Below are 19,588 nucleotides of genomic sequence, written 5' to 3' on the forward strand. Positions count from 1 at the left end.
ATCCACGGATGCGCCGTCCGCGGCATGCAAACCTGTCTCTTTGCGAGCGCGCAAGGAATTGTCGCGAAGGGGACAGATTTACATGCCGTGGCCACGGTAAGGTCATGGCCGGCGCGGGCTCCACGCCGGCCGGCGACGCCCGCCGCGGATCCGCAAGACCTGACATCCCAGCCGGGGCGACGTCACGACACCCGGCCCCTATGACGGAGACTTCCCATGTCCAGACCCGAATCCGCCGGCGCCCTGTTCCGCCGCGCGCTCGCCGAAGAAAGCCCGTTGCAGATCATCGGCGCCATCAACGCCAACCACGCCCTGCTGGCCAAGCGCGCCGGCTACCGCGCCATCTATCTTTCGGGCGGCGGTGTGGCGGCGGGATCGCTGGGCCTGCCCGACCTGGGCATCAACACCATGGACGACGTGCTGACGGACGTGCGCCGCATCACCGACGTCTGCGACGTGCCGCTGCTGGTCGACATCGATACCGGCTTCGGCCCGTCGGCGTTCAACATCGCCCGCACCGTCAAGAGCCTGATCAAGTTCGGCGCCGCCGCCTGCCACATCGAGGACCAGGTCGGCGCCAAGCGCTGCGGCCACCGTCCGGGCAAGGAAATCGTCAGCACCGAGGAAATGGCCGACCGCGTCAAGGCCGCGGCCGACGCCCGCACCGACAGCGACTTCTACCTGATCGCGCGCACCGACGCCATCGCCTCGCACGGCGTGGACGCCGCCATCGAGCGCGCCCTGGCCTGCGTCGAAGCCGGCGCCGACGCCATCTTCGCCGAAGCCGCCTACGACCTGCCCACCTACGACCGCTTCGTCAAGGCCGTCAAGGTGCCGGTGCTGGCCAACATCACCGAATTCGGCAAGACGCCGCTGTTCTCGGTGGAAGAGCTCAAGAGCGTGGGCGTGGGCATGGTGCTCTACCCGCTGTCGGCCTTCCGCGCCATGAACAAGGCCGCCGAGGCCGTCTACACCGCGATCCGCCGCGATGGCCACCAGAAGAACGTGGTCGACCTGATGCAGACGCGCGAGGAACTGTATGACCGCATCGGCTATCACGAATACGAATCGCGCCTGGACGCCCTGTTCCAGAAGGGCAAGGGCTGATTCGCGCCACCGTATCCGGCGCCGCGGGCTCGCCGCGGCGCCCCGCTACCCCCATTGCATCGACCACCGCGAAAGGAAAGGAGTAGAGACATGAGCACGGCTCCCAAGAAGCAAGCTGCCAAAACGGATACCACCGCGGCCGCCAAGCCGGAAGAAAAGGCCGGCTTCAAGCCCAAGAAATCGGTCGCGCTGTCCGGCGTGGTTGCCGGCAACACCGCGCTGTGCACGGTCGGCCGCAGCGGCAACGACCTGCACTACCGGGGCTACGACATCCTGGACATCGCCCACACCAGCGAGTTCGAGGAAATCGCCCACCTGCTGGTGCATGGCAAGCTGCCCAACAAGGCCGAACTGAAGGCCTACAAGGAAAAACTGCGCGCATTGCGCGGCCTGCCGGTACAACTGCAGGACGCGCTCGAGGCGCTGCCCGCCGCCAGCCACCCGATGGACGTGATGCGCACGGCCGTCTCGGTGCTCGGCTGCGTGCTGCCCGAGAAGGACGACCATAACCTGCCCGGCGCGCGCGACATCGCCGACCGCCTGATGGCAAACCTGGGCTCGGCCCTGCTGTACTGGTACCACTACAGCCACAATGGCCGCGTGATCGACGTGCAGACGGACGATGACAGCATCGGCGGCCACTTCCTGCACCTGCTGCACGGCGAAAAGCCCAGCGATGAGTGGGTCAAGGCGATGCACATTTCGCTGAACCTGTACGCCGAGCACGAGTTCAACGCCTCGACCTTCACGGCCCGCGTCATCGCCGGCACCGGCTCGGACATGTACTCGGCCATCACCGGCGCCATCGGCGCGCTGCGCGGCCCCAAGCACGGCGGCGCCAACGAGGTCGCCTTCGACGTGCAGAAGCGCTACGAGACGCCGGACGAAGCCGAAGCCGACATCCGCCGCCGCGTCGAGGCCAAGGAAGTCATCATCGGCTTCGGCCACCCGGTCTACACCGTGTCCGACCCGCGCAACAAGGTCATCAAGGAAGTGGCCAAGAAGCTGTCCAAGAAGGCCGGCAGCACCAAGATGTTCGACATCGCCGAACGCCTTGAGACGGTCATGTGGGACATCAAGAAGATGTTCCCCAACCTGGACTGGTTCTCGGCCGTCAGCTACCACATGATGGGCGTGCCCACCGCCATGTTCACCCCGCTGTTCGTGATCGCGCGCACCGCGGGCTGGTCGGCCCACATCATCGAGCAGCGCGTGGACAACAAGATCATCCGCCCGACCGCCAACTACGTCGGTCCGGAAGACCAGAAGTTCGTGCCGCTCGACAAGCGCAAGTAAGACGACGACATGGGCCCGCCGATGCCACACTCCGCGCCGCGCGGGCCCAGTGCCGCCTGTATCCACTCAGGAGAGGTACCAAATGTCTGCCCCGATCTCCAACGTCCGTCCCGAGCCCGACCAGGTCCTGGTCGATATCGCCGACTACGTACTGAACTATGAAATCCATAGCGGCCTGGCCTACGAGACCGCCCGCAACTGCCTGATCGACACCCTGGGCTGCGGCCTGGAAGCGCTGGAATATCCGGCGTGCCGCAAGCTGCTGGGCCCGCTCGTCCCCGGCACCGTCGTCCCGCACGGCGCCAAGGTGCCCGGCACCCAGTTCCAGTTGGACCCCGTGCAGGCCGCGTTCAATATCGGCGCGATGATCCGCTGGCTCGATTTCAACGACACCTGGCTGGCCGCCGAATGGGGCCACCCGTCCGACAACCTGGGCGGCATCCTCGCCACCGCCGACTGGCTCTCGCGCACCGCCGTCGCCGCCGGCAAGCCGCCACTGACCATGCGCGCCGTGCTGACCGGCATGATCAAGGCGCACGAGATCCAGGGCTGCATCGCGCTCGAGAATTCCTTCAACAAGGTCGGCCTGGACCACGTGGTGCTGGTCAAGGTGGCGTCCACCGCCGTGGTGGCGCAGATGCTGGGCCTGACCCGCGACGAAGTCATCAACGCCGTCTCGCTGGCCTGGGTCGATGGCCAGAGCCTGCGCACCTATCGCCACGCCCCCAACACCGGCAGCCGCAAGAGCTGGGCCGCCGGCGACGCCACCAGCCGCGCCGTACGCCTGGCGCTGATCGCGCGCACTGGCGAGATGGGCTACCCCTCGGTGCTGTCCGCCAAGACCTGGGGCTTCTACGACGTGCTGTTCAAGGGCCAGCCGTTCAGGTTCCAGCGCCCCTATGGCAGCTACGTCATGGAAAACGTGCTGTTCAAGATCTCGTTCCCGGCCGAGTTCCACTCGCAGACCGCGGTCGAGTGCGCCATGCAGATCCATGACCGCCTCAAGGCGCTCGGCAAATCCACCGACGACATCGCCAGCATCACCATCCGCACCCACGAAGCGTGCATCCGCATCATCGACAAGAAGGGCCCGCTGAACAACCCCGCCGACCGCGACCATTGCATCCAGTACATGGTCGCCGTGCCGCTCCTGTTCGGCCGCCTGACCGCCGCCGACTACGAGGACGCCGTCGCCGCCGACCCGCGCATCGACGCCCTGCGCGACAAGATCACCTGCGTCGAGGACCCGGCCTACACCCGCGACTACCACGACCCCGACAAGCGCTCCATCGCCAACGCCCTCACCGTCCGGTTCACCGACGGCACCCAGCTCGACGAGGTCGTCTGCGAATACCCCATCGGCCACAAGCGCCGCCGCGCCGACGGCATCCCCCTGCTCGAAGCCAAGTTCCGCACCAACCTCGCCCGCATCTTCCCCGCCCGCCAACAGGCCCGCATCCTGGAAGCCTCGCTGGACCAGAACAAGCTGGAAGCGATGCCGGTGCACGAGTACGTCGACCTGTATGTGATCTGAGGCGACAAGCAAGCACCTCCCCGCCACCGCGCAGCGAACACCCGCCCGACGGAAACCGAAGGCAGCCGCCGAACGGCGGCCACGAGGTTGAGGCAGGGGCAGTCCGGAGCGAACGCTCCGGACCGCAATCGTGGGCGCCCGCCCCCCCAAACCGCCGCCGCGACGGGCGACCTACGAAGAACCGCCCGCCCCCCCTGCAATTACAATCCCCCTTCCCCAAGAAAACAAAGACCGCCCCCACCATGTCCATGCTCTGGGTAAAAACCTTCCACATCGTCTTCATCGCCTCCTGGTTCGCCGGCCTGTTCTACCTGCCCCGCATCTTCGTGAACCTGGCCCAGCAGTCGGATTCGGCCGTGCAGGTCACCCTGCTCGGCATGGCGCGCCGCCTCTACCGCTTCACCACCATCCTGGCCATCATCGCCGTGGCGCTGGGCATGTGGCTGTACCTGGGTTACGGCATCGGTGTCGGCCCCGGCAACGGCTGGATGCACGCCAAGCTGTTTTTCGTCCTGCTCGTCATCGGCTACCATCACGCCTGTGGCGTCATGCTGCGTAAATTCGAACTGGGCAAGAACACCCGTTCGCACAAGTTCTATCGCTGGTTCAACGAAGTTCCCGTCTTGCTGCTCTTGGTGGTGGTGGCGCTGGTCGTCGTCAAACCCTTCTGATTCCTCCCCTACCTCTGCACATTCGCCAGGATTCGTATGTCCGCTGATGACCAGGACCGCCCGCGCAAGACGCTGACGATCAAGAAAACCGCGCGCGACGCGCATGCCGAAGCCGCTCCCAAGCGCGTGCGCAGCGGCGCCCGCGCCCGCCTGGTCGCTCAGAACGAGCGTGCCAAGGACAACATCGAGCGCCAGAAGGACCCCGAGGGCTACCAGCAGCGCCAGGCCGCCGCCCGCGCCGCGCGCCGACCGGACGACCGTGAACGCGGCGATGGCCCGCGCCGTGGCGATGGGCCCCGCGGCGACAATCCGCGCCGTGGCGACGGTCCCCGCAATGACAGCCCGCGCAGCGACCGCCCCCGCCGTGGCGATGACGCGCGCGACGACCGCCCGCGCCGCGATGCCGCGCCGGCGCCGCGATCGGGCCGCGCGCCGCAGCGCGCCCCGCGCCTGGACGACCAGTACATCGCCCCGGCCACGCCCGCCGGCCGCTTCTACGATCCGTTCGAGGACGACGGCCCCGCGCCCGAATTCGCGCCGGAACCCGATTACGACGACGATGCGCCGATCCCCGCCGGCGCGGCCCGCGATGCCGACGCGCCGCGCGGCCACGCGCCCACCGTCGAGATCCGCGAGCGCCGCCCGCGCGAACCCCGCCAGGCCGAACGCTTCAAGGTCTTCGCCCCCTGCCCGCAGGGCCTGGAAGAAGCCCTGACCGCCGAAATGCAGGCCCTGGGCTATGACGACGCCGAGGCAGGCCGCGCCGGCTGCTCCTTCACGGCCGATTGGGCCGGCGTGCAGCGCGCCAACCTGTATTCGCGCCTGGCGACCCGCATCCTGGTGCAGGTCGCCCATGCCGAAATCTCGCACGAAGACGACATCCTCGATCTGGCCCGCGACACGCCCTGGGAACGCTGGTTCGGCGCCGAACAGACCCTGCGCGTCGATACCTCGGCGATCAAGAGCCCGGTGCAGAGCCTGCAGTACTGCAACCTGCGCGCCAAGGATGGCATCTGCGACCGCCTGCGCGAACTGGAAGGCGAGCGCCCCAGCATCGACACCGTCCGCCCCGATGCGCGTGTGCACCTGTTCCTGACCGGCCACACCGCCACCCTGTACCTGGACACCTCGGGCGAATCGCTGTTCAAACGCGGCTGGCGCCTGGACAAAGGCGACGCGCCGCTGCGCGAGAACCTGGCCGCCGGCATGCTGGCGCTGGCGGGCTGGGACCCGGCCGCCCCGCTGCTGGATCCGTTCTGCGGCTCCGGCACCATCCTGATCGAGGCCGCCTGGATCGCGCTGGGCGTGCCGCCCGGCATTTCGCGCCCGTTCGGCTTCGAGCGCCTGCGTGGCCACGATGCCTACCGCTGGCGCGACCTGAAGGACGACGCGCGTTCGCGCATCCTGCCGCAACTGGACGCGCCGCTGGTGGGCTACGACCTGGATCCACAAGCGATCGAATTCGCCCGCAACAATGCCGAGCGCGCCTGGCTCACCGCGGACACCATCCGTTTCGAGGTCGGCGACGCCCGTGAAGTGCGGGCGCCGGCCGACCATGGCTGGATCGTCACCAACCCACCCTACGGCGAACGCATGGCGACCGAACAGGATGCCGACCTGTGGCGCGACTGGGCGGCCTGCCTGAAACGCAATTTCGCCGGTTGGCAATTGCACATCATCACCAGCGACCTGACCCTGCCCAACCAGATGCGTCTCAAGCCCAAGCGCCGCGTGCCGCTGCACAACGGCGCCCTCGACTGCCGCCTGTTCGGCTTCGAGTTGGTCGCCGCCGGCTACCGCGACGCCTGACGCACCTCCCTCGCTCCCCCGCCAGTCGGTGCCGGCGGGGAGCTTGCGTCTTCATCTGACCACGCGTTGTAAAAGCGCCGCAACATCACGCCCATATCTTGCTGATGGTGCCCCCGCAGCGCCGATTTGGGGCATCATCAGCACCAAGGTGTTGCCGATATGCACCAAGCGCTTGCACAGCTTCAGGGTTAACCCTATAATTCGGGTTATCCCTAGTAGCTAAACAACAGTGCAAGCCCGTGGAGGCTATTGTGATCAACCCGAACAACACCATCCGCCTGACCGATGAACTCGAGCGTCAACTGATGCTCCAGGCCATTGAAGAACAGTTCCGCCCGCACCCGATGCGTGCGTTGGCCTCGGGCCTGCGTAAGCTGGCCCACGGCATCCGTGCCCTGGCTGGCAAGACGAGCGCCAAGAACGCGCACTCCGCCGCCTGAGCAGGACCCCGGGCCAAAGGGCCCGAACGATTTCCCCTTGGGGGCTGCATAGCCCCTTTTATAGACCCGCCCTTACCGGCGGGTTTTTTTTATGGCCGGCGTCGGCAGAACGTCAACCCACCCGGTGGTCGCTTTGTCGGATAATACCGGCCCATGACCGACGCCTCCCTCGACCAGACTCCCAACCGGCTGCGCCGGTTCGCCTGCATGATGTACGAAGCCGTGCTGCTGTTTGGCGTGGTGTTCCTGGCGGGCTATCTGATGGACACGCTGACCCAGAGCCGCAACGCACTGGAACTGCGACCGCTGCGCCAGGCCTGGCTGTTCCTGGCCATCGGCATCTATTTCGTGCTGTGCTGGCGCCGCCGCGGCCAGACGCTGCCGATGAAGACCTGGAACATCCGCCTGGTCGACCGCGACGGCAATCCGCCCTCCACCGCCCGCCTGATCCTGCGCTACGTGCTAGCCTGGCCCCTGGTGCTGGCGGGCGCCGCCGTGGTCTGGGCCGCCGCCAGCGCCACTGGGTGGCCGTCGATGGACATGTTCATCGTGGCCGCGCCGTTCACGATCTTCATCTGGTCCTGGTTCGATCCGGACGGCCAGTTCCTGCATGATCGGCTTCTCGGTACCCGACTGCGCAACGCGCCGCAGCGTAAAAAGCCGCGCTGACTGAGATTCGCGCCGGCACGAGCCTGAACACGCACTGAACATACCTGCTTACAACTGGCAAAATCGTGCGGCGAATTCGGTGCCGGCTTTCAGAAAGTTGAAAGTCGCGCGCAAAGACAATGGGGCCCCTTTTCACAGACGCCCTGGAATCATCATGCGCGCTTTCCTTTCCCGCCTCTCGCTGGCCGCCGCCAGCGCCCTGTTGTTCCTGCCTTTCGGCGCCTCCGCGCAAAATGCCGCCGCGCAGCAGGAAATCGAGGCCGCCATGAAGGCCGCCTACGCGGCCGCCCAGGAAGGCCCGACCGACGTCAAGCTGGGCGACCAGGCCGTGGTGCACCTGCCCGAATCGATGTTCTTCGTGCCGCGCATCCAGGCCGACCGCCTGATGGCCGCCTATGGCAACGGCAAGGACCCTTCGCTGCTGGGCGTGGTCATGCCCAAGAGCGACGATGACGACTGGGTCATCACCGTCAACTTCGACAAGGCCGGCTACATCAAGGACGACGACGCCAAGAACTGGAACGTCAGCGAGCTGCTGGACAGCCTGCGCGAAGGCACCGAGGAATCCAACGTCGAGCGCAAGAAGCGCGGCTTCCCCGAACTGGTGATGGATGGCTGGGTCGAGGCGCCCAAGTACGACAGCAACACCCAGCGCCTGGTCTGGTCGGTCGCCGTCAAGCACAAGGGCGAAGCGGCCAACGACAACCCCACGGTCAACTACAACACCTACGCGCTGGGCCGCGACGGCTACATCACGCTGGACCTGATCACGCAGAAGAACCTGGTGCCGAAGGACAAGACCGCGGTGCTGACCCTGCTGGACAACTTGAAGTACGTCGAGGGCAAGCGCTACGCCGACTTCAACTCGTCCACCGACAAGGTCGCCGAATACGGCCTGGCCGCGCTGGTCGCGGGCGTCGCCGCCAAGAAGCTGGGCCTGTTCGCCGTGATCGCCGCGTTCCTGGCCAAGTTCGCCAAGGTCGGCATCCTGGCCGCCGCGGCGCTGGGTGGCGGGCTGTGGAAGCGTTTCCGCGGCAAGAAGGCCGAACAGCAACAGCCCTGAGCGATGAAGCTGCTGCTACTGCTGTTCTCAGGGCTGAAATACCTGAAGTTCGGCAAGCTGTTCGCCACCGGCGGCACCATGCTGCTGTCGGTGGCGGTCTACGCCTTCGTCTTCGGCTGGCGCTACGCAGCCGGCTTCGTGCTGTTGCTGCTGGTGCACGAACTGGGCCACTACGTGGCCGCGCGCCAGCGCGGCCTGGACGTGGGCGCGCCGGTCTTCATCCCGTTCGTCGGCGCCTGGATCCAGCTCAAGGACATGCCGCACGACGCCGACACCGAGGCCTACGTGGGCCTGGGCGGCCCGCTGGCTGGCACGGTGGCGTCGCTGGCCTGCTACTTCGCGGCGCGCAGCAGCGGCAGCGACCTGCTGCTGGCGCTGTCCTACGCGGGCTTTTTCATCAATCTGTTCAACCTGATCCCGCTGTCGCCATTCGACGGCGGCCGCATCACCGCGGTGCTGTCGCCGCGCATCTGGCTGGTGGGCGTGCCGGTGCTGGTGGCGCTGTTCTTCTGGCGTCCCAGCCCGATCCTGATCCTGGTGGCCGTGCTGGCCTTTCCCAATGTCATACGGGCTTTCAAGTACGACCCCTCGCTGCCCGAGAACCAGGCCTATTACGGCACCACGCTGGAAAGCAAGCTGACCTATACCTGCGCCTACCTGGGCCTGGTCTGCGTGCTGGCCATCATGGCCCACGACGTGCACGACATGCTGGGGCATCTGCGCGCCTGAAATCATTTGCCTGACGGCGGTCGGGGCCCGGCCGGGGGCCGCCGTCACAACAGCGTCACGGATTTTTCATGTCACGGTCATGGCGGGATGGTTTCATTCCCAGGCATGACGACAGCCCACATGGATAGCACCGTGAAAGAAATCCGCCCCACGCACTGGCGCGCTCTCTGGATTTCCGACATTCACCTGGGCACCGCCGGGTGCAAGGCGGAATTCCTGCTGGATTTCCTCGAACACAACGATTCCGACACCCTGTACCTGGTTGGCGACATCGTTGACGGCTGGCAGTTGCGCAAGCACTGGCACTGGCCGCGGGCCCACAATGACGTGATCCAGCGCATCCTGCGCAAGGCCCGCAACGGCACCCGGGTGGTGTTCATTCCGGGCAACCATGACGAATTCGCGCGCGAATTCGCCGGCTACGCTTTCGGAGACATCGAGATCCTGGACGAAGACGTGCACGTGACCGCCAAGGGCATGCGCCTGCTCGTGCTGCACGGCGACCAGTTCGACGGTGTGATCCAGCACAGCCGCTGGCTGGCGCACCTGGGAGACGGCCTCTACCAGCTGGCGCTGTGGCTCAACCACCATTTCAACCGCCTGCGCCATCGCTTGGGGTTGCATTACTGGTCGCTGTCGCAGTACCTCAAGCACAAGGTCAAGAACGCGGTATCGTTCATCACCGACTTCGAGGAAGCGCTGGCCGGCGAGGCCCGTCGCCGCGGACTGGACGGGGTGGTGTGCGGCCACATCCACAAGGCCGAGCTGCGCGACGTGGGCGGCACCCTGTACTGCAACGACGGCGACTGGGTGGAAAGCCTGTCTGCCCTGGCCGAAACCCATGACGGGCAGTTGCAGTTGCTGGATTGGGCCGCGATCCAGGCCGAACGCCAGGCCGACCCGGCGCAGCGCAAACCGCGCTCGCTGTCCCTGCCGGCGCTGCCGTCGGCGCTGCGCCGCCAGGGCAAACACCCGTGATAACCCTTATACGTCCCCGTTACGCAACGGGGATATTGCAGTTCACGGCCCTCTAGGTCATGCTTGCAATTGGGGCAACGGGCAAAAACTGACCCGTTCACGCTGCAACATGCTCACAACATAGGGCCATGAACGACCAATATCAGGTGCTCTACCAAACATTCCGCTGGCTGGTTCCCACCCAGTTCAACATCGCGGAAGCGTGCTGCCACCGCTGGGCATCCAGTAGTCCGGATGCGCGGCGCATCGCCATCTACTACGAAGATGAAGCCGGCAACCGCGAGGTCTGGACCTATGCCCGGCTGGCCGAGGCCGCCAATCAACTGGCCAATGGCCTGGTGAAGATGGGCGTGGGCCGCGGCGACCGGGTCGGTGTGGTTTTGGGACAACGCCCGGAGACCGTGGTCGCGCACATGGCGATCTACAGCGTGGGCGCGGTGGTGCTGCCGCTGTCGGCCCTGTTCGGCCCCGAAGCCCTGGAAAGCCGCCTGTGCGATTCGGAAACCCGCGTCGCCATCGTCGACCACGCCTCCAGCGCCAACCTGCTGGCCGTCAGCGACCACTGCCCCAACCTGCAACAAATCATTGGCATCGGCTTCGCCGACGAGCGTGTGCTGCCGTGGCGCAGCCTGCTGGCGCGCCAGCCGAGCGAGTTCAAGCCGGTGCCGACACGCTCGGCGGACCCTGCCATCCTGCTCTATACCTCGGGCACCACCGGCGCGCCCAAGGGCGCCCTGCTGCCGCACAGCGCACTGATCGGCAACCTGCCGGGCTTCGTCGCCTCGCAGGACTGGTTCCCGCGGCCAGCCGACGTGTTCTGGTCGCCCGCGGACTGGGCCTGGACCGGCGGCATGATGGACGCGCTCCTGCCCACGCTGTATTTCGGCCATCCGATCGTCGGTACCCGCGGCCGGTTCTCGGTCGAACGCGCGTTTGAGCTGATGGAGCGCTACCAGGTCACCAATACCTTCCTCTTTCCGACCGCGCTGAAGATGATGATGAAGGAGGTGCCGGAGCCGCGCAGCCGCTATCAGTTGGCGCTGCGCTCGATCATGAGCGCGGGCGAAAGCGTCGGCGATACCGTGTTCGGATGGTGCCAATCGGCTCTGGGCGTGACGCCCAACGAGATGTTCGGCCAGACCGAGATGAACTACGTGGTCGGCAACAGCCAGAAGCGCTGGCCGGCCCGGGCGGGCAGCATGGGACGGCCCTACCCCGGCCACCAGGTCGCGGTGCTGGACGATGCCGGGCAACCGGTGAAACCAGGGGAAACTGGCGAGATCGCCGTCAATCGCTACGACATCCACGGGTATCCCGATCCGGTGATGTTCCTGGGCTACTGGCGCAACGAGGCCGCAACCCAGGCCAAGTTCAAGGGCGACTGGTGCCTGACGGGCGACCTGGCCCGGATCGATGCCGATGGCTACCTCTGGTACGCGGGCCGCGCCGACGACGTGTTCAAGTCGTCCGGCTATCGCATCGGGCCGGGCGAAATCGAGAGTTGCCTGATCGGCCATCCGGCCGTGGCCAATGCCGCCGTGGTACCCAAGCCGGACGCCGAGCGCGGCGCGGTGGTCAAGGCCTATGTGGTACTGACGCCGGAATTCGCCCAGCGCGACCGCAACGACATCATCGAGAACCTGCAGGAACACGTGCGCGAGCGCCTGGCGCCCTACGAGTACCCCAAGGAAATCGAGTTCGTCGAAGAATTGCCCATGACCACCACCGGTAAAATCCAGCGTCGCATCCTGCGCCTGCGCGAAGAAGAACGCGCGCGAACGGCCAGGCCACAATGACGCGGGCGGGTCCGGTAACGGCCCGCCGCCGTATCCGGAGACAGGGCATGCCCATTTACCAGCTCGACGACCTCATCCCCCGCATCGATCCCGCCGCCTACGTGGCCGACAGCGCCGACATCATCGGCAACGTCACCCTGGAGGCCGGCGTCAGCATCTGGTCGCACGTCTCGATCCGTGGCGACAACGATGCCATCCTGATCCGCCAGGGCACCAATATCCAGGAAGGCAGCGTGCTGCACGTGGACAGCGGCTGTCCCATGCGCATCGATCCGAACGTGACCGTGGGCCACCAGGCCATGCTGCACGGCTGCACCATCCACGAAGGCGCGCTGGTGGGCATGCAGGCGATCGTGCTGAACAATGCCGTGATCGGCCGCAACTGCCTGATCGGCGCCGGCGCCATCGTCCCTGAGGGCCGGGTGATTCCGGACAATTCCCTGGTCATCGGCATAGGCAAAATCGTGCGCGAGCTGTCGGCCGAGGAAATCGCCAATCTGCACAAGAACACCGCCCATTACGTGGCGCGCGGCCAACACTACAAGACGGCCCTGAAACGGCTGGCCTGAGGCCGTCGCCAGGAACGCCCCGACACCCCTGTCGCCGGCAGGGGGAATCGGCCGCCCGATCGGCTAACATTCCCCTCATGACCGATCAGCTCAAGAAATACCTCCTCGAAGACCGCAGCGTCCGCGTCCAAGCGGTGCGCCTTGCGGACACCTGGAAGGCCGTCCAGGCCAACCACGACTACCCGCCCGCCATCACCCATCTGCTGGGCGAACTGGTGGCGGCCTCCACCCTGCTGGCCGCCAACATCAAGTTCGACGGTTCGCTGGTGCTGCAGATCCAGGGCGACGGCCCGATCGCCCTGCTGGTGGTGGAATGCCGTTCCGACCTCAGCCTGCGCGCCACCGTCAAGATACGCGAAGGCCATGTGGTGCCGGCCGAGGGCGACATGCAAAGCCTGCTCAACCCCGGCGGCAACGGCCGCTTCATCGTGGTGCTGGACCCCCAGGCCAAGATGCCGGGCCAACAGGCCTATCAGGGCATCGTGCCGCTGGAAGGCGATACCGTCGCCGAGGCGCTGCAGCACTACATGAAAGCCTCCGAACAGCTCGACACCCGCCTGTGGCTGGCCGCCGACGCCGACCATGCCGCCGGCATGCTGATCCAGCGCCTGCCCTACCATGGCGGTTCGGATTCACCGGTGCTGAGCGAGCAGGCCGCCAGCGAGACCTGGGACCGCGCCTCGGCGCTGGCCGCCACGCTCAAGCGCGACGAATTGCTGGCGACCGATATCGACACCTTGATCCACCGCCTGTTCTGGGAAGAAACCCTGGTGGCCTTCGATCCCGAAACGGTGCGCTGGCACTGCCCCTGCACCCGCGAACGCGTCGCCAACATGCTGCGCTCGCTGGGAGAACCCGAAGTCAAGGACATCCTCGCCGAACGCGGGCAGGTCGATGTGTCGTGCGATTTCTGCGGCAAGCCCTACGCCTTCGACGCGGTCGATTGCGCCGCGCTGTTCTCCGGCAACCCGCCCGCCAGCGACGATACGCCGCCTACCGTGCATTGAGCCCGGGCCGGGGCCTGACCTCGGCTTGTACCAATCGACAGGCGGTCATGCCCGCGCCACACTGGCCGGCCATGACCGCTTTTTTTCGTGTCCCCTCACCGCCCCGCCCGCGGCAATCGGGCAGCGCCGCCGTCGAATTCACCGTGGCCGCAGGCATGGTCCTGCTGCTGGCACTGCTGGCATTCGAGGGCGCCCGCTGGCAACTCACCCGCCAAGTCGCCCACTTGGCGCTACTGCAGGCTGCCCGCGCCGCGAGCACGGAGCGGGCCGACCCCATCCGCATGCGCACGGCCTTCCTGCGGGCGCTGTTGCCGCTCCATGCCGGCCCGGGTGGCGAGACGGGCGCCCGCTTGCGGCAGGCCCGGGCGTTCGAACGCGGCGCTGCCCTGATGGGCACCACGCCCTGGCGCATCGAAATCCTCCTGCCCGAGCCGACAGCAGCCGTTCCACGCCAGCCGCGCGATCCCGCCCAGGATCGGGCCGGCAGACTCCGGCTGCGGCTGACCTACCTGTATCGGCCCCTGCTGGCACCGGTACGGGCGCTGCTGGCGCTGCTGGCCAGCGACGATGGCGGCCACTACGCCGGCCGGGCGCGGGCGCGCGGACTGGCGCCGATCGGGCTGGAAATAGAGATGGAACTGCACTCGGGTCCGACGGACTGGCGAGCCAGGGGGCCGTATCCGGCCGGGATGGTACTGGGAGCTTGCCGGCGCCTGCGCTGCCCTTGAGCGGGCGCATGGCGTGGAATCAGTGACGGGTGCCGCCGGACGGGCTCGCATTGGGGGGCCGGGCGGGATGGGAAGCATTGGCGCGCGCGGACGTGGCGGCATCGGTGGCCAACGCGGCGCCGCCGGCCGGCGGTTGGGTGTTCTGGGGCAGGATATGCACGAAGACCTCGCCTTCGCGCATCATGCCCAGCTCGCCGCGGGCGCGTTCCTCGATGGCGCCGGTGCCGTTGTCCAGATCGCGCACCTCGGCTTCCAGCGCGGCATTGCGCGCGCGCAGGCCCTCGTTGGTCTCGCGCTGCTCAGCCACTTGGCGTTGCAGGTCCCAGACCTTGAACCAGCCGCCCTTACCCAGCCAGAGCGGGTACTGGATCAGCCCTACCAGCACGAACAGCACCAGGAACAACAGGCGCATACGCGGGAACCCTCAGCAGTCGTGGCGCTAAACAAGGCCGCGGCGCCCGCCGCGGCCCGATTACATTAACGCAAGTTGTAGAAGGCTTCCAGGCCGGGGTACGACGCGACTTCGGCCAGTTCTTCCTCGATGCGCAGCAGCTGGTTGTACTTGGCCATGCGGTCCGAACGCGACAGCGAGCCGGTCTTGATCTGCATGGCGTTGGTGGCCACGGCGATATCGGCGATGGTCGAATCCTCGGTTTCGCCCGAACGGTGCGAGACGACGGCGGTGTAGCCGGCGCGCTTGGCCATTTCGATGGCGGCGAAGGTTTCGGTCAGGGTGCCGATCTGGTTGATCTTGATGAGGATCGAGTTGGCCACGCCCTTCTGGATGCCTTCGCGCAGGATCTTGGTGTTGGTGACGAACAGGTCGTCGCCCACCAGTTGCACCTTCTTGCCGAGCTGGTCGGTCAGCAGCTTCCAGCCTTCCCAGTCGTTTTCGGCCATGCCGTCCTCGATCGAGATGATCGGGTACTTGTCGCACCATGTCGCCAGCAGGTTGGTGAATTCCTGCGAGGACAGCGAGATGCCGCCTTCGCCGGCCAGCGTGTACTTGCCGTCGCGGTAGAACTCGGAGCTGGCGCAGTCCAGGCCCAGGGCGATCTGCGTGCCCGGCTCGTAGCCGGCTTCGGTGATGGCCTTCAGGATCAACTGGATGGCGGCTTCGTGGCTGGCCACGTTGGGGGCGAAACCGCCCTCGTCGCCCACCGCCGTGGACATGCCCTGGCCGTGGATCAGCTTCTTGAGCATGTGGAAGACTTCGGCGCCCCAGCGCAGGGCTTCGCGGAAGCTGCCCGCGCCCACCGGCAGGATCATCAGTTCCTGCAGGTCGAGGGTGTTGTTGGCGTGGGCGCCGCCGTTGATGACGTTCATCATCGGCACCGGCATGCTCATGGGGCCGCTGCCGCCGAAGTAGCGGTACAGCGACAGGCCGGATTCGTCGGCGGCGGCGCGAGCCACGGCCATCGAGGCGGCCAGGATGGCATTGGCGCCCAGGCGTTCCTTGGACTCGGTGCCGTCCAGCTCGATCAGGGTGCGATCGACGAAGGTCTGCTCCTGGGCATCCAGGCCCATCAGGGCTTCCGAGATTTCGGTATTGAGATTCTCGACGGCGCGCAGCACGCCCTTGCCGAGGTAGCGGCCCTTGTCACCGTCGCGCAGCTCGATGGCTTCGCGCGCGCCGGTGGACGCGCCCGACGGCACGGCCGCGCGGCCCATGGCGCCGGATTCCAGCAACACGTCACATTCGACGGTCGGGTTGCCGCGCGAATCCAGGATCTCGCGGCCGATGATATCGACAATTGCACTCATGACTTTACATTCCCTGAACGATAAACATATTCATGACGGCCGCGCCTTCGCGGGCATTGCGGGCGCGCCGATACTGCCAGGAGTCGTAGAAGGCCTGGGCCGCGGCCATGGACGGAAACTCCATGACGACGGTGCGGCCAGGCTCACGCCCCTCGAGGTGCCGGGATTCGCCGCCGCGCACCAGGATCTTGGCATCGTACGCGCGCATGGCGAGCGTGGACAGACGCTTGTAATCCTCGTACTGCGCAGGCTTGGTCACTGTGACGTCGGCGATGAGATAGGCACTCATGGGGTTCCTTCAGGGCAGTTGCGTTGATGGGGTCGCGGCGCCGGACCGCAGGACACGGGCAGTGTCGCGCAACACGGTCGGGCCGTGCCTGTCCGATGCTAAGTGGTTGTATCCGAAAGCAGCGCCGCGGCCCTGGGCCACGGCGCATTGTCCGCCAGGAGCGGAAGCGGGAACAAGGCCGGCGGCCCGGGCGGCGCGGATGCGCGGCTCGGTGCCGCCGGTTTCCATTACGCCCCCTGGCCGCGGCGGGCCTTCTGCTCGATGGCGGCGCGGATGTAGCTGGAGAACAGCGGGTGACCGTCACGCGGGGTGGACGTGAACTCCGGGTGGAACTGGACGCCAACGAACCAGGGGTGGTCGGGCAGTTCCATGATTTCCGGCAGGTTTTCGGTCGGGGTGCGCGCGCTGATCACCATGCCGGCCTCTTCCAGGCGCGGCACGTAGACGTTGTTGACTTCGTAGCGGTGGCGATGGCGCTCGTTGACCTCGTCGCCGTAGATCGACTGGGCGCGAGTGCCGGCCTTGACCGGCACGCGCTGCGCGCCCTTGCGCATGGTGCCGCCCAGGTCGGACGAGTTGTCGCGCTTTTCGACCTTGCCTTCGCGGTCCATCCATTCGGTGATCAGGGCCACCACGGGATGCGGCGCCGACGGGTCGAACTCGGTACTGTTGGCGCCGCCCAGGCCGGCCACGTGGCGCGCGAATTCGATCACGGCCAGTTGCATGCCCAGGCAGATGCCCAGGTACGGCACGCCGTTTTCACGGGCGTAGCGGATCGCGGCGATCTTGCCTTCGGTGCCGCGCTTGCCGAAGCCGCCCGGCACCAGGATGGCGTCCAGGTGCTTGAGCTGGTCGGTGCCGCGGGTTTCGATGTCTTCGGAATCGATGTACTCGATATTGATCTTCGAGCGCGTGTGGATGCCGGCGTGCACCAGGGCTTCGGTCAGCGACTTGTACGATTCGGTCAGGTCGACGTACTTGCCGACCATGCCGATGGTGAGCTGATGCTCGGGGTGTTCGAGCGCGTAGACCAGGTTGTCCCACATGGACAGGTCGGCCGGCGGCGGGGTCAGGCCCAGCGCCTCGCAGACGATGTTGTCCACGCCCTGCTTGTGCAGCATGGCCGGAATCTTGTAGATGGAGTCGGCGTCCCACACCGAGATGACGGCGTCCAGGGGCACGTTGGAGAACATCGAGATCTTGGCGCGCTCGTCGTCCGGGATGGGACGGTCGGCGCGGCACAGCAGCGCGTTCGGGTAGATGCCGATTTCGCGTAGCTTCTGCACCGAGTGCTGGGTCGGCTTGGTCTTGAGTTCGCCAGCCGACGGGATGAACGGCACCAGCGTCAGGTGCACGAAGGCGGCGTTGTTGCGGCCCATGCGCAGGCTCATCTGGCGCGCGGCTTCCAGGAACGGCAGCGATTCGATGTCGCCGACGGTGCCGCCGATTTCGACGATGGCGACGTCGGTGTTGCCGTTCCAGGCGGCGTCAGCGCCTCGGGCGATGAAATCCTGGATCTCGTTGGTGATATGCGGAATGACCTGGACGGTCTTGCCCAGGTAGTCGCCACGGCGTTCCTTGCGCAGCACCGATTCGTAGATCTGCCCGGTGGTGAAGTTGTTCACCTTGTGCATGCGGGCGGAGACGAAACGCTCGTAGTGGCCGAGGTCCAGGTCGGTTTCGGCGCCGTCTTCCGTGACGAACACCTCACCGTGCTGGAACGGGCTCATGGTGCCCGGATCGACGTTGATGTAGGGATCGAGCTTGAGCATGGTGACCTGCAGACCACGCGACTCGAGGATGGCGGCAAGCGACGCAGCGGCGATGCCCTTGCCCAGGGAAGACACCACTCCGCCGGTGACAAATACGTATTTGGTCATCGTAATAAGCGCCCGGGACGAGCGGGCGCGTGCGGGAAATTTGGATTATAGCCGGGAGGCGGAACTTGTCTGGGTTTTCCCTTAGCAGCCAGGCGTAACATTTGGCTGCACTCATCCGCCACGACGAAATCTCTTGCCTCACGGCTTCGTGCTATGGTCGTCCCCGATTTTGCATCGCCCCTCGGAGGAGCCCGTCGCCGATGAACACCCCCCCAGCAAACCCGAACGCCCTGGCCTGGCGCCTGACCATCGCCGCCGTTTGCCTGCAACTGCTCTGCACCATATTGGTCCAGGTCTACCTCGTGCAGTTCTCGCCGATGGCCGACCAGATGCGCACGATGTACGGCCGCCCGGAGATGGTGGCGACCACGGTGGTGCAGGCGGTCGCCGTCTACTTGCTGCTCGGCTTGACCACCTGGTGCACCACGCAGCGCTGGCTGCGCCGACATGACGCGCACCAGGTCGACCGTCCGGGCCGGATGACGGCCACGCTGCTGGCGGTCTCGCTGGTGTTGTTCGTATTGATTTCGGCCGGGCTGGCGCTGTTGCAGAACGCGTTCTATAAATTCGTCATCGACCACGACACCTTCGGGTACTACGGCGCGGCCCGTGTGCTCGTGATGGCGCTGCCGCTCAAGCTGTGCGGCATCCTCATCACGGTCCTGGCCGGCTGGCTGGCGGTCCGCATCGCGGCCTGGAGCGTCACTCCCGCCTCCCGGACGGGTGCGCCCCCCTATCGACCGCGCCACGCCGCGTGGATCGCCGCGCTGACGCTGCTGCTATGGCAATTGCATGTCGGGCTGATGCTGGGAAGCTACTTCAAGGCCTATGCACTTTCGGCTCAACTGCTGGAGTACGCCATTGGCTACTGGATCCTGCCCGCCGTGATCCTGGCCCTGGCGGCTTGGGCCTGCCTCAAAAGCCTGCCACGGACGCTCGACACGGCCGGAGCCGGACGCGCCATCGCCCACGGCACGTTCGCATTTTGGCTGGCGCAAGTGCTCGGCGTCGGCCTGGCCGTACTGGTCATCTGGCAGATGAACTGGAGCCAGCTAGTGCGCGCCGGCGAGTCGTACACGACAACGGTAGTGTCGCTGCTGATCTACGGCGCCCTGGTGACGCTGGGATGCCATGCCGGCGCTCGTCTGTTCTACCGGCGCCGCGAGACGCCGCCGCCAACCGCGCCGGCCTGAAACGCCGCCGCCCGCCACGGCACAACATCGCAAGCGCAATGACAAAAGGCCCCATGGGGCCTTTTG

General features: G+C 66.4%; 19 protein-coding genes. 15 read left to right on the top strand and 4 right to left on the bottom strand.

The window, feature by feature from the left end; translation table 11 throughout:
• Positions 1 to 216 precede the first annotated feature (216 nt).
• The 14 genes from prpB (at position 217) to AC6LKG_RS24670 (ending at position 14,396) form a co-directional block, all read left to right on the top strand.
• Positions 217 to 1,107, top strand: coding sequence for a methylisocitrate lyase (gene prpB / locus AC6LKG_RS24605; RefSeq protein ID WP_175135594.1), 891 nt, complete (start codon positions 217 to 219; stop codon positions 1,105 to 1,107).
• Between the two features lie 90 nt (positions 1,108 to 1,197).
• Complete coding sequence (prpC, locus tag AC6LKG_RS24610) at positions 1,198 to 2,403, top strand: bifunctional 2-methylcitrate synthase/citrate synthase (RefSeq protein WP_498169215.1); 1,206 nt, start codon at positions 1,198 to 1,200, stop codon at positions 2,401 to 2,403.
• Positions 2,404 to 2,485: 82 nt separating this feature from the next.
• Positions 2,486 to 3,937 carry a bifunctional 2-methylcitrate dehydratase/aconitate hydratase gene (locus tag AC6LKG_RS24615; protein WP_498169218.1) on the top strand — a complete coding sequence of 484 codons (1,452 nt, stop codon included), beginning with the start codon at positions 2,486 to 2,488 and terminating at the stop codon, positions 3,935 to 3,937.
• A gap of 242 nt (positions 3,938 to 4,179) precedes the next feature.
• The gene (locus AC6LKG_RS24620; protein ID WP_498169221.1) at positions 4,180 to 4,608 is read left to right on the top strand and encodes a CopD family protein; all 429 of its coding nucleotides are present in this window, start codon (positions 4,180 to 4,182) and stop codon (positions 4,606 to 4,608) included.
• Between the two features lie 36 nt (positions 4,609 to 4,644).
• Positions 4,645 to 6,417: a THUMP domain-containing class I SAM-dependent RNA methyltransferase gene (locus tag AC6LKG_RS24625; protein ID WP_498169224.1), complete on the top strand. Its 1,773-nt coding sequence runs from the start codon at positions 4,645 to 4,647 to the stop codon at positions 6,415 to 6,417.
• A 251-nt stretch (positions 6,418 to 6,668) separates the two neighbouring features.
• Positions 6,669 to 6,857, top strand: a complete 189-nt coding sequence (locus AC6LKG_RS24630) for a hypothetical protein (protein ID WP_498169227.1) — start codon at positions 6,669 to 6,671, stop codon at positions 6,855 to 6,857.
• Between the two features lie 153 nt (positions 6,858 to 7,010).
• On the top strand, positions 7,011 to 7,526 hold the full coding sequence (locus tag AC6LKG_RS24635; RefSeq protein WP_498169230.1) for an RDD family protein: 516 nt from the start codon (positions 7,011 to 7,013) through the stop codon (positions 7,524 to 7,526).
• 154 nt (positions 7,527 to 7,680) lie between these two features.
• Positions 7,681 to 8,589 carry a DUF2167 domain-containing protein gene (locus tag AC6LKG_RS24640; protein WP_498169233.1) on the top strand — a complete coding sequence of 303 codons (909 nt, stop codon included), beginning with the start codon at positions 7,681 to 7,683 and terminating at the stop codon, positions 8,587 to 8,589.
• A gap of 3 nt (positions 8,590 to 8,592) precedes the next feature.
• The gene (locus tag AC6LKG_RS24645; RefSeq protein ID WP_498169236.1) at positions 8,593 to 9,318 is read left to right on the top strand and encodes a site-2 protease family protein; all 726 of its coding nucleotides are present in this window, start codon (positions 8,593 to 8,595) and stop codon (positions 9,316 to 9,318) included.
• An 87-nt stretch (positions 9,319 to 9,405) separates the two neighbouring features.
• Entirely contained in the window at positions 9,406 to 10,296 is an 891-nt protein-coding gene (locus AC6LKG_RS24650; protein WP_498169239.1) for a UDP-2,3-diacylglucosamine diphosphatase, read from the top strand.
• Between the two features lie 128 nt (positions 10,297 to 10,424).
• Positions 10,425 to 12,092, top strand: coding sequence for an acetate--CoA ligase (locus tag AC6LKG_RS24655; protein WP_498169242.1), 1,668 nt, complete (start codon positions 10,425 to 10,427; stop codon positions 12,090 to 12,092).
• 47 nt (positions 12,093 to 12,139) lie between these two features.
• Positions 12,140 to 12,661 (top strand): gamma carbonic anhydrase family protein, encoded by a 522-nt coding sequence (locus tag AC6LKG_RS24660; protein ID WP_498169244.1) that lies wholly within the window; start codon positions 12,140 to 12,142, stop codon positions 12,659 to 12,661.
• A 77-nt stretch (positions 12,662 to 12,738) separates the two neighbouring features.
• Positions 12,739 to 13,668: an Hsp33 family molecular chaperone HslO gene (gene hslO, locus AC6LKG_RS24665; RefSeq protein WP_498169247.1), complete on the top strand. Its 930-nt coding sequence runs from the start codon at positions 12,739 to 12,741 to the stop codon at positions 13,666 to 13,668.
• Positions 13,669 to 13,739: 71 nt separating this feature from the next.
• On the top strand, positions 13,740 to 14,396 hold the full coding sequence (locus AC6LKG_RS24670) for a TadE family protein (RefSeq protein ID WP_498169256.1): 657 nt from the start codon (positions 13,740 to 13,742) through the stop codon (positions 14,394 to 14,396).
• A 19-nt stretch (positions 14,397 to 14,415) separates the two neighbouring features.
• Here AC6LKG_RS24670 and ftsB read toward each other — a convergent pair whose 3' ends face one another.
• The 4 genes from ftsB to pyrG all read right to left on the bottom strand — a co-directional run bounded on the left by ftsB (position 14,416) and on the right by pyrG (position 18,329).
• Positions 14,416 to 14,808: a cell division protein FtsB gene (gene ftsB / locus AC6LKG_RS24675; RefSeq protein WP_498169248.1), complete on the bottom strand. Its 393-nt coding sequence runs from the start codon at positions 14,806 to 14,808 to the stop codon at positions 14,416 to 14,418.
• 65 nt (positions 14,809 to 14,873) lie between these two features.
• On the bottom strand, positions 14,874 to 16,160 hold the full coding sequence (gene eno, locus AC6LKG_RS24680; RefSeq protein WP_006389345.1) for a phosphopyruvate hydratase: 1,287 nt from the start codon (positions 16,158 to 16,160) through the stop codon (positions 14,874 to 14,876).
• 4 nt (positions 16,161 to 16,164) lie between these two features.
• Positions 16,165 to 16,449: a DUF1330 domain-containing protein gene (locus tag AC6LKG_RS24685; protein WP_006389344.1), complete on the bottom strand. Its 285-nt coding sequence runs from the start codon at positions 16,447 to 16,449 to the stop codon at positions 16,165 to 16,167.
• A 227-nt stretch (positions 16,450 to 16,676) separates the two neighbouring features.
• Positions 16,677 to 18,329 (bottom strand): CTP synthase, encoded by a 1,653-nt coding sequence (gene pyrG, locus AC6LKG_RS24690; RefSeq protein ID WP_498169251.1) that lies wholly within the window; start codon positions 18,327 to 18,329, stop codon positions 16,677 to 16,679.
• Between the two features lie 200 nt (positions 18,330 to 18,529).
• Between pyrG and AC6LKG_RS24695 the strand changes: the two genes are divergently transcribed.
• Entirely contained in the window at positions 18,530 to 19,522 is a 993-nt protein-coding gene (locus tag AC6LKG_RS24695) for a hypothetical protein (protein ID WP_498169254.1), read from the top strand.
• The last annotated feature ends 66 nt before the right edge of the window (positions 19,523 to 19,588 follow it).

The sequence above is a fragment of the Achromobacter sp. 46006 genome (assembly GCF_059761975.1).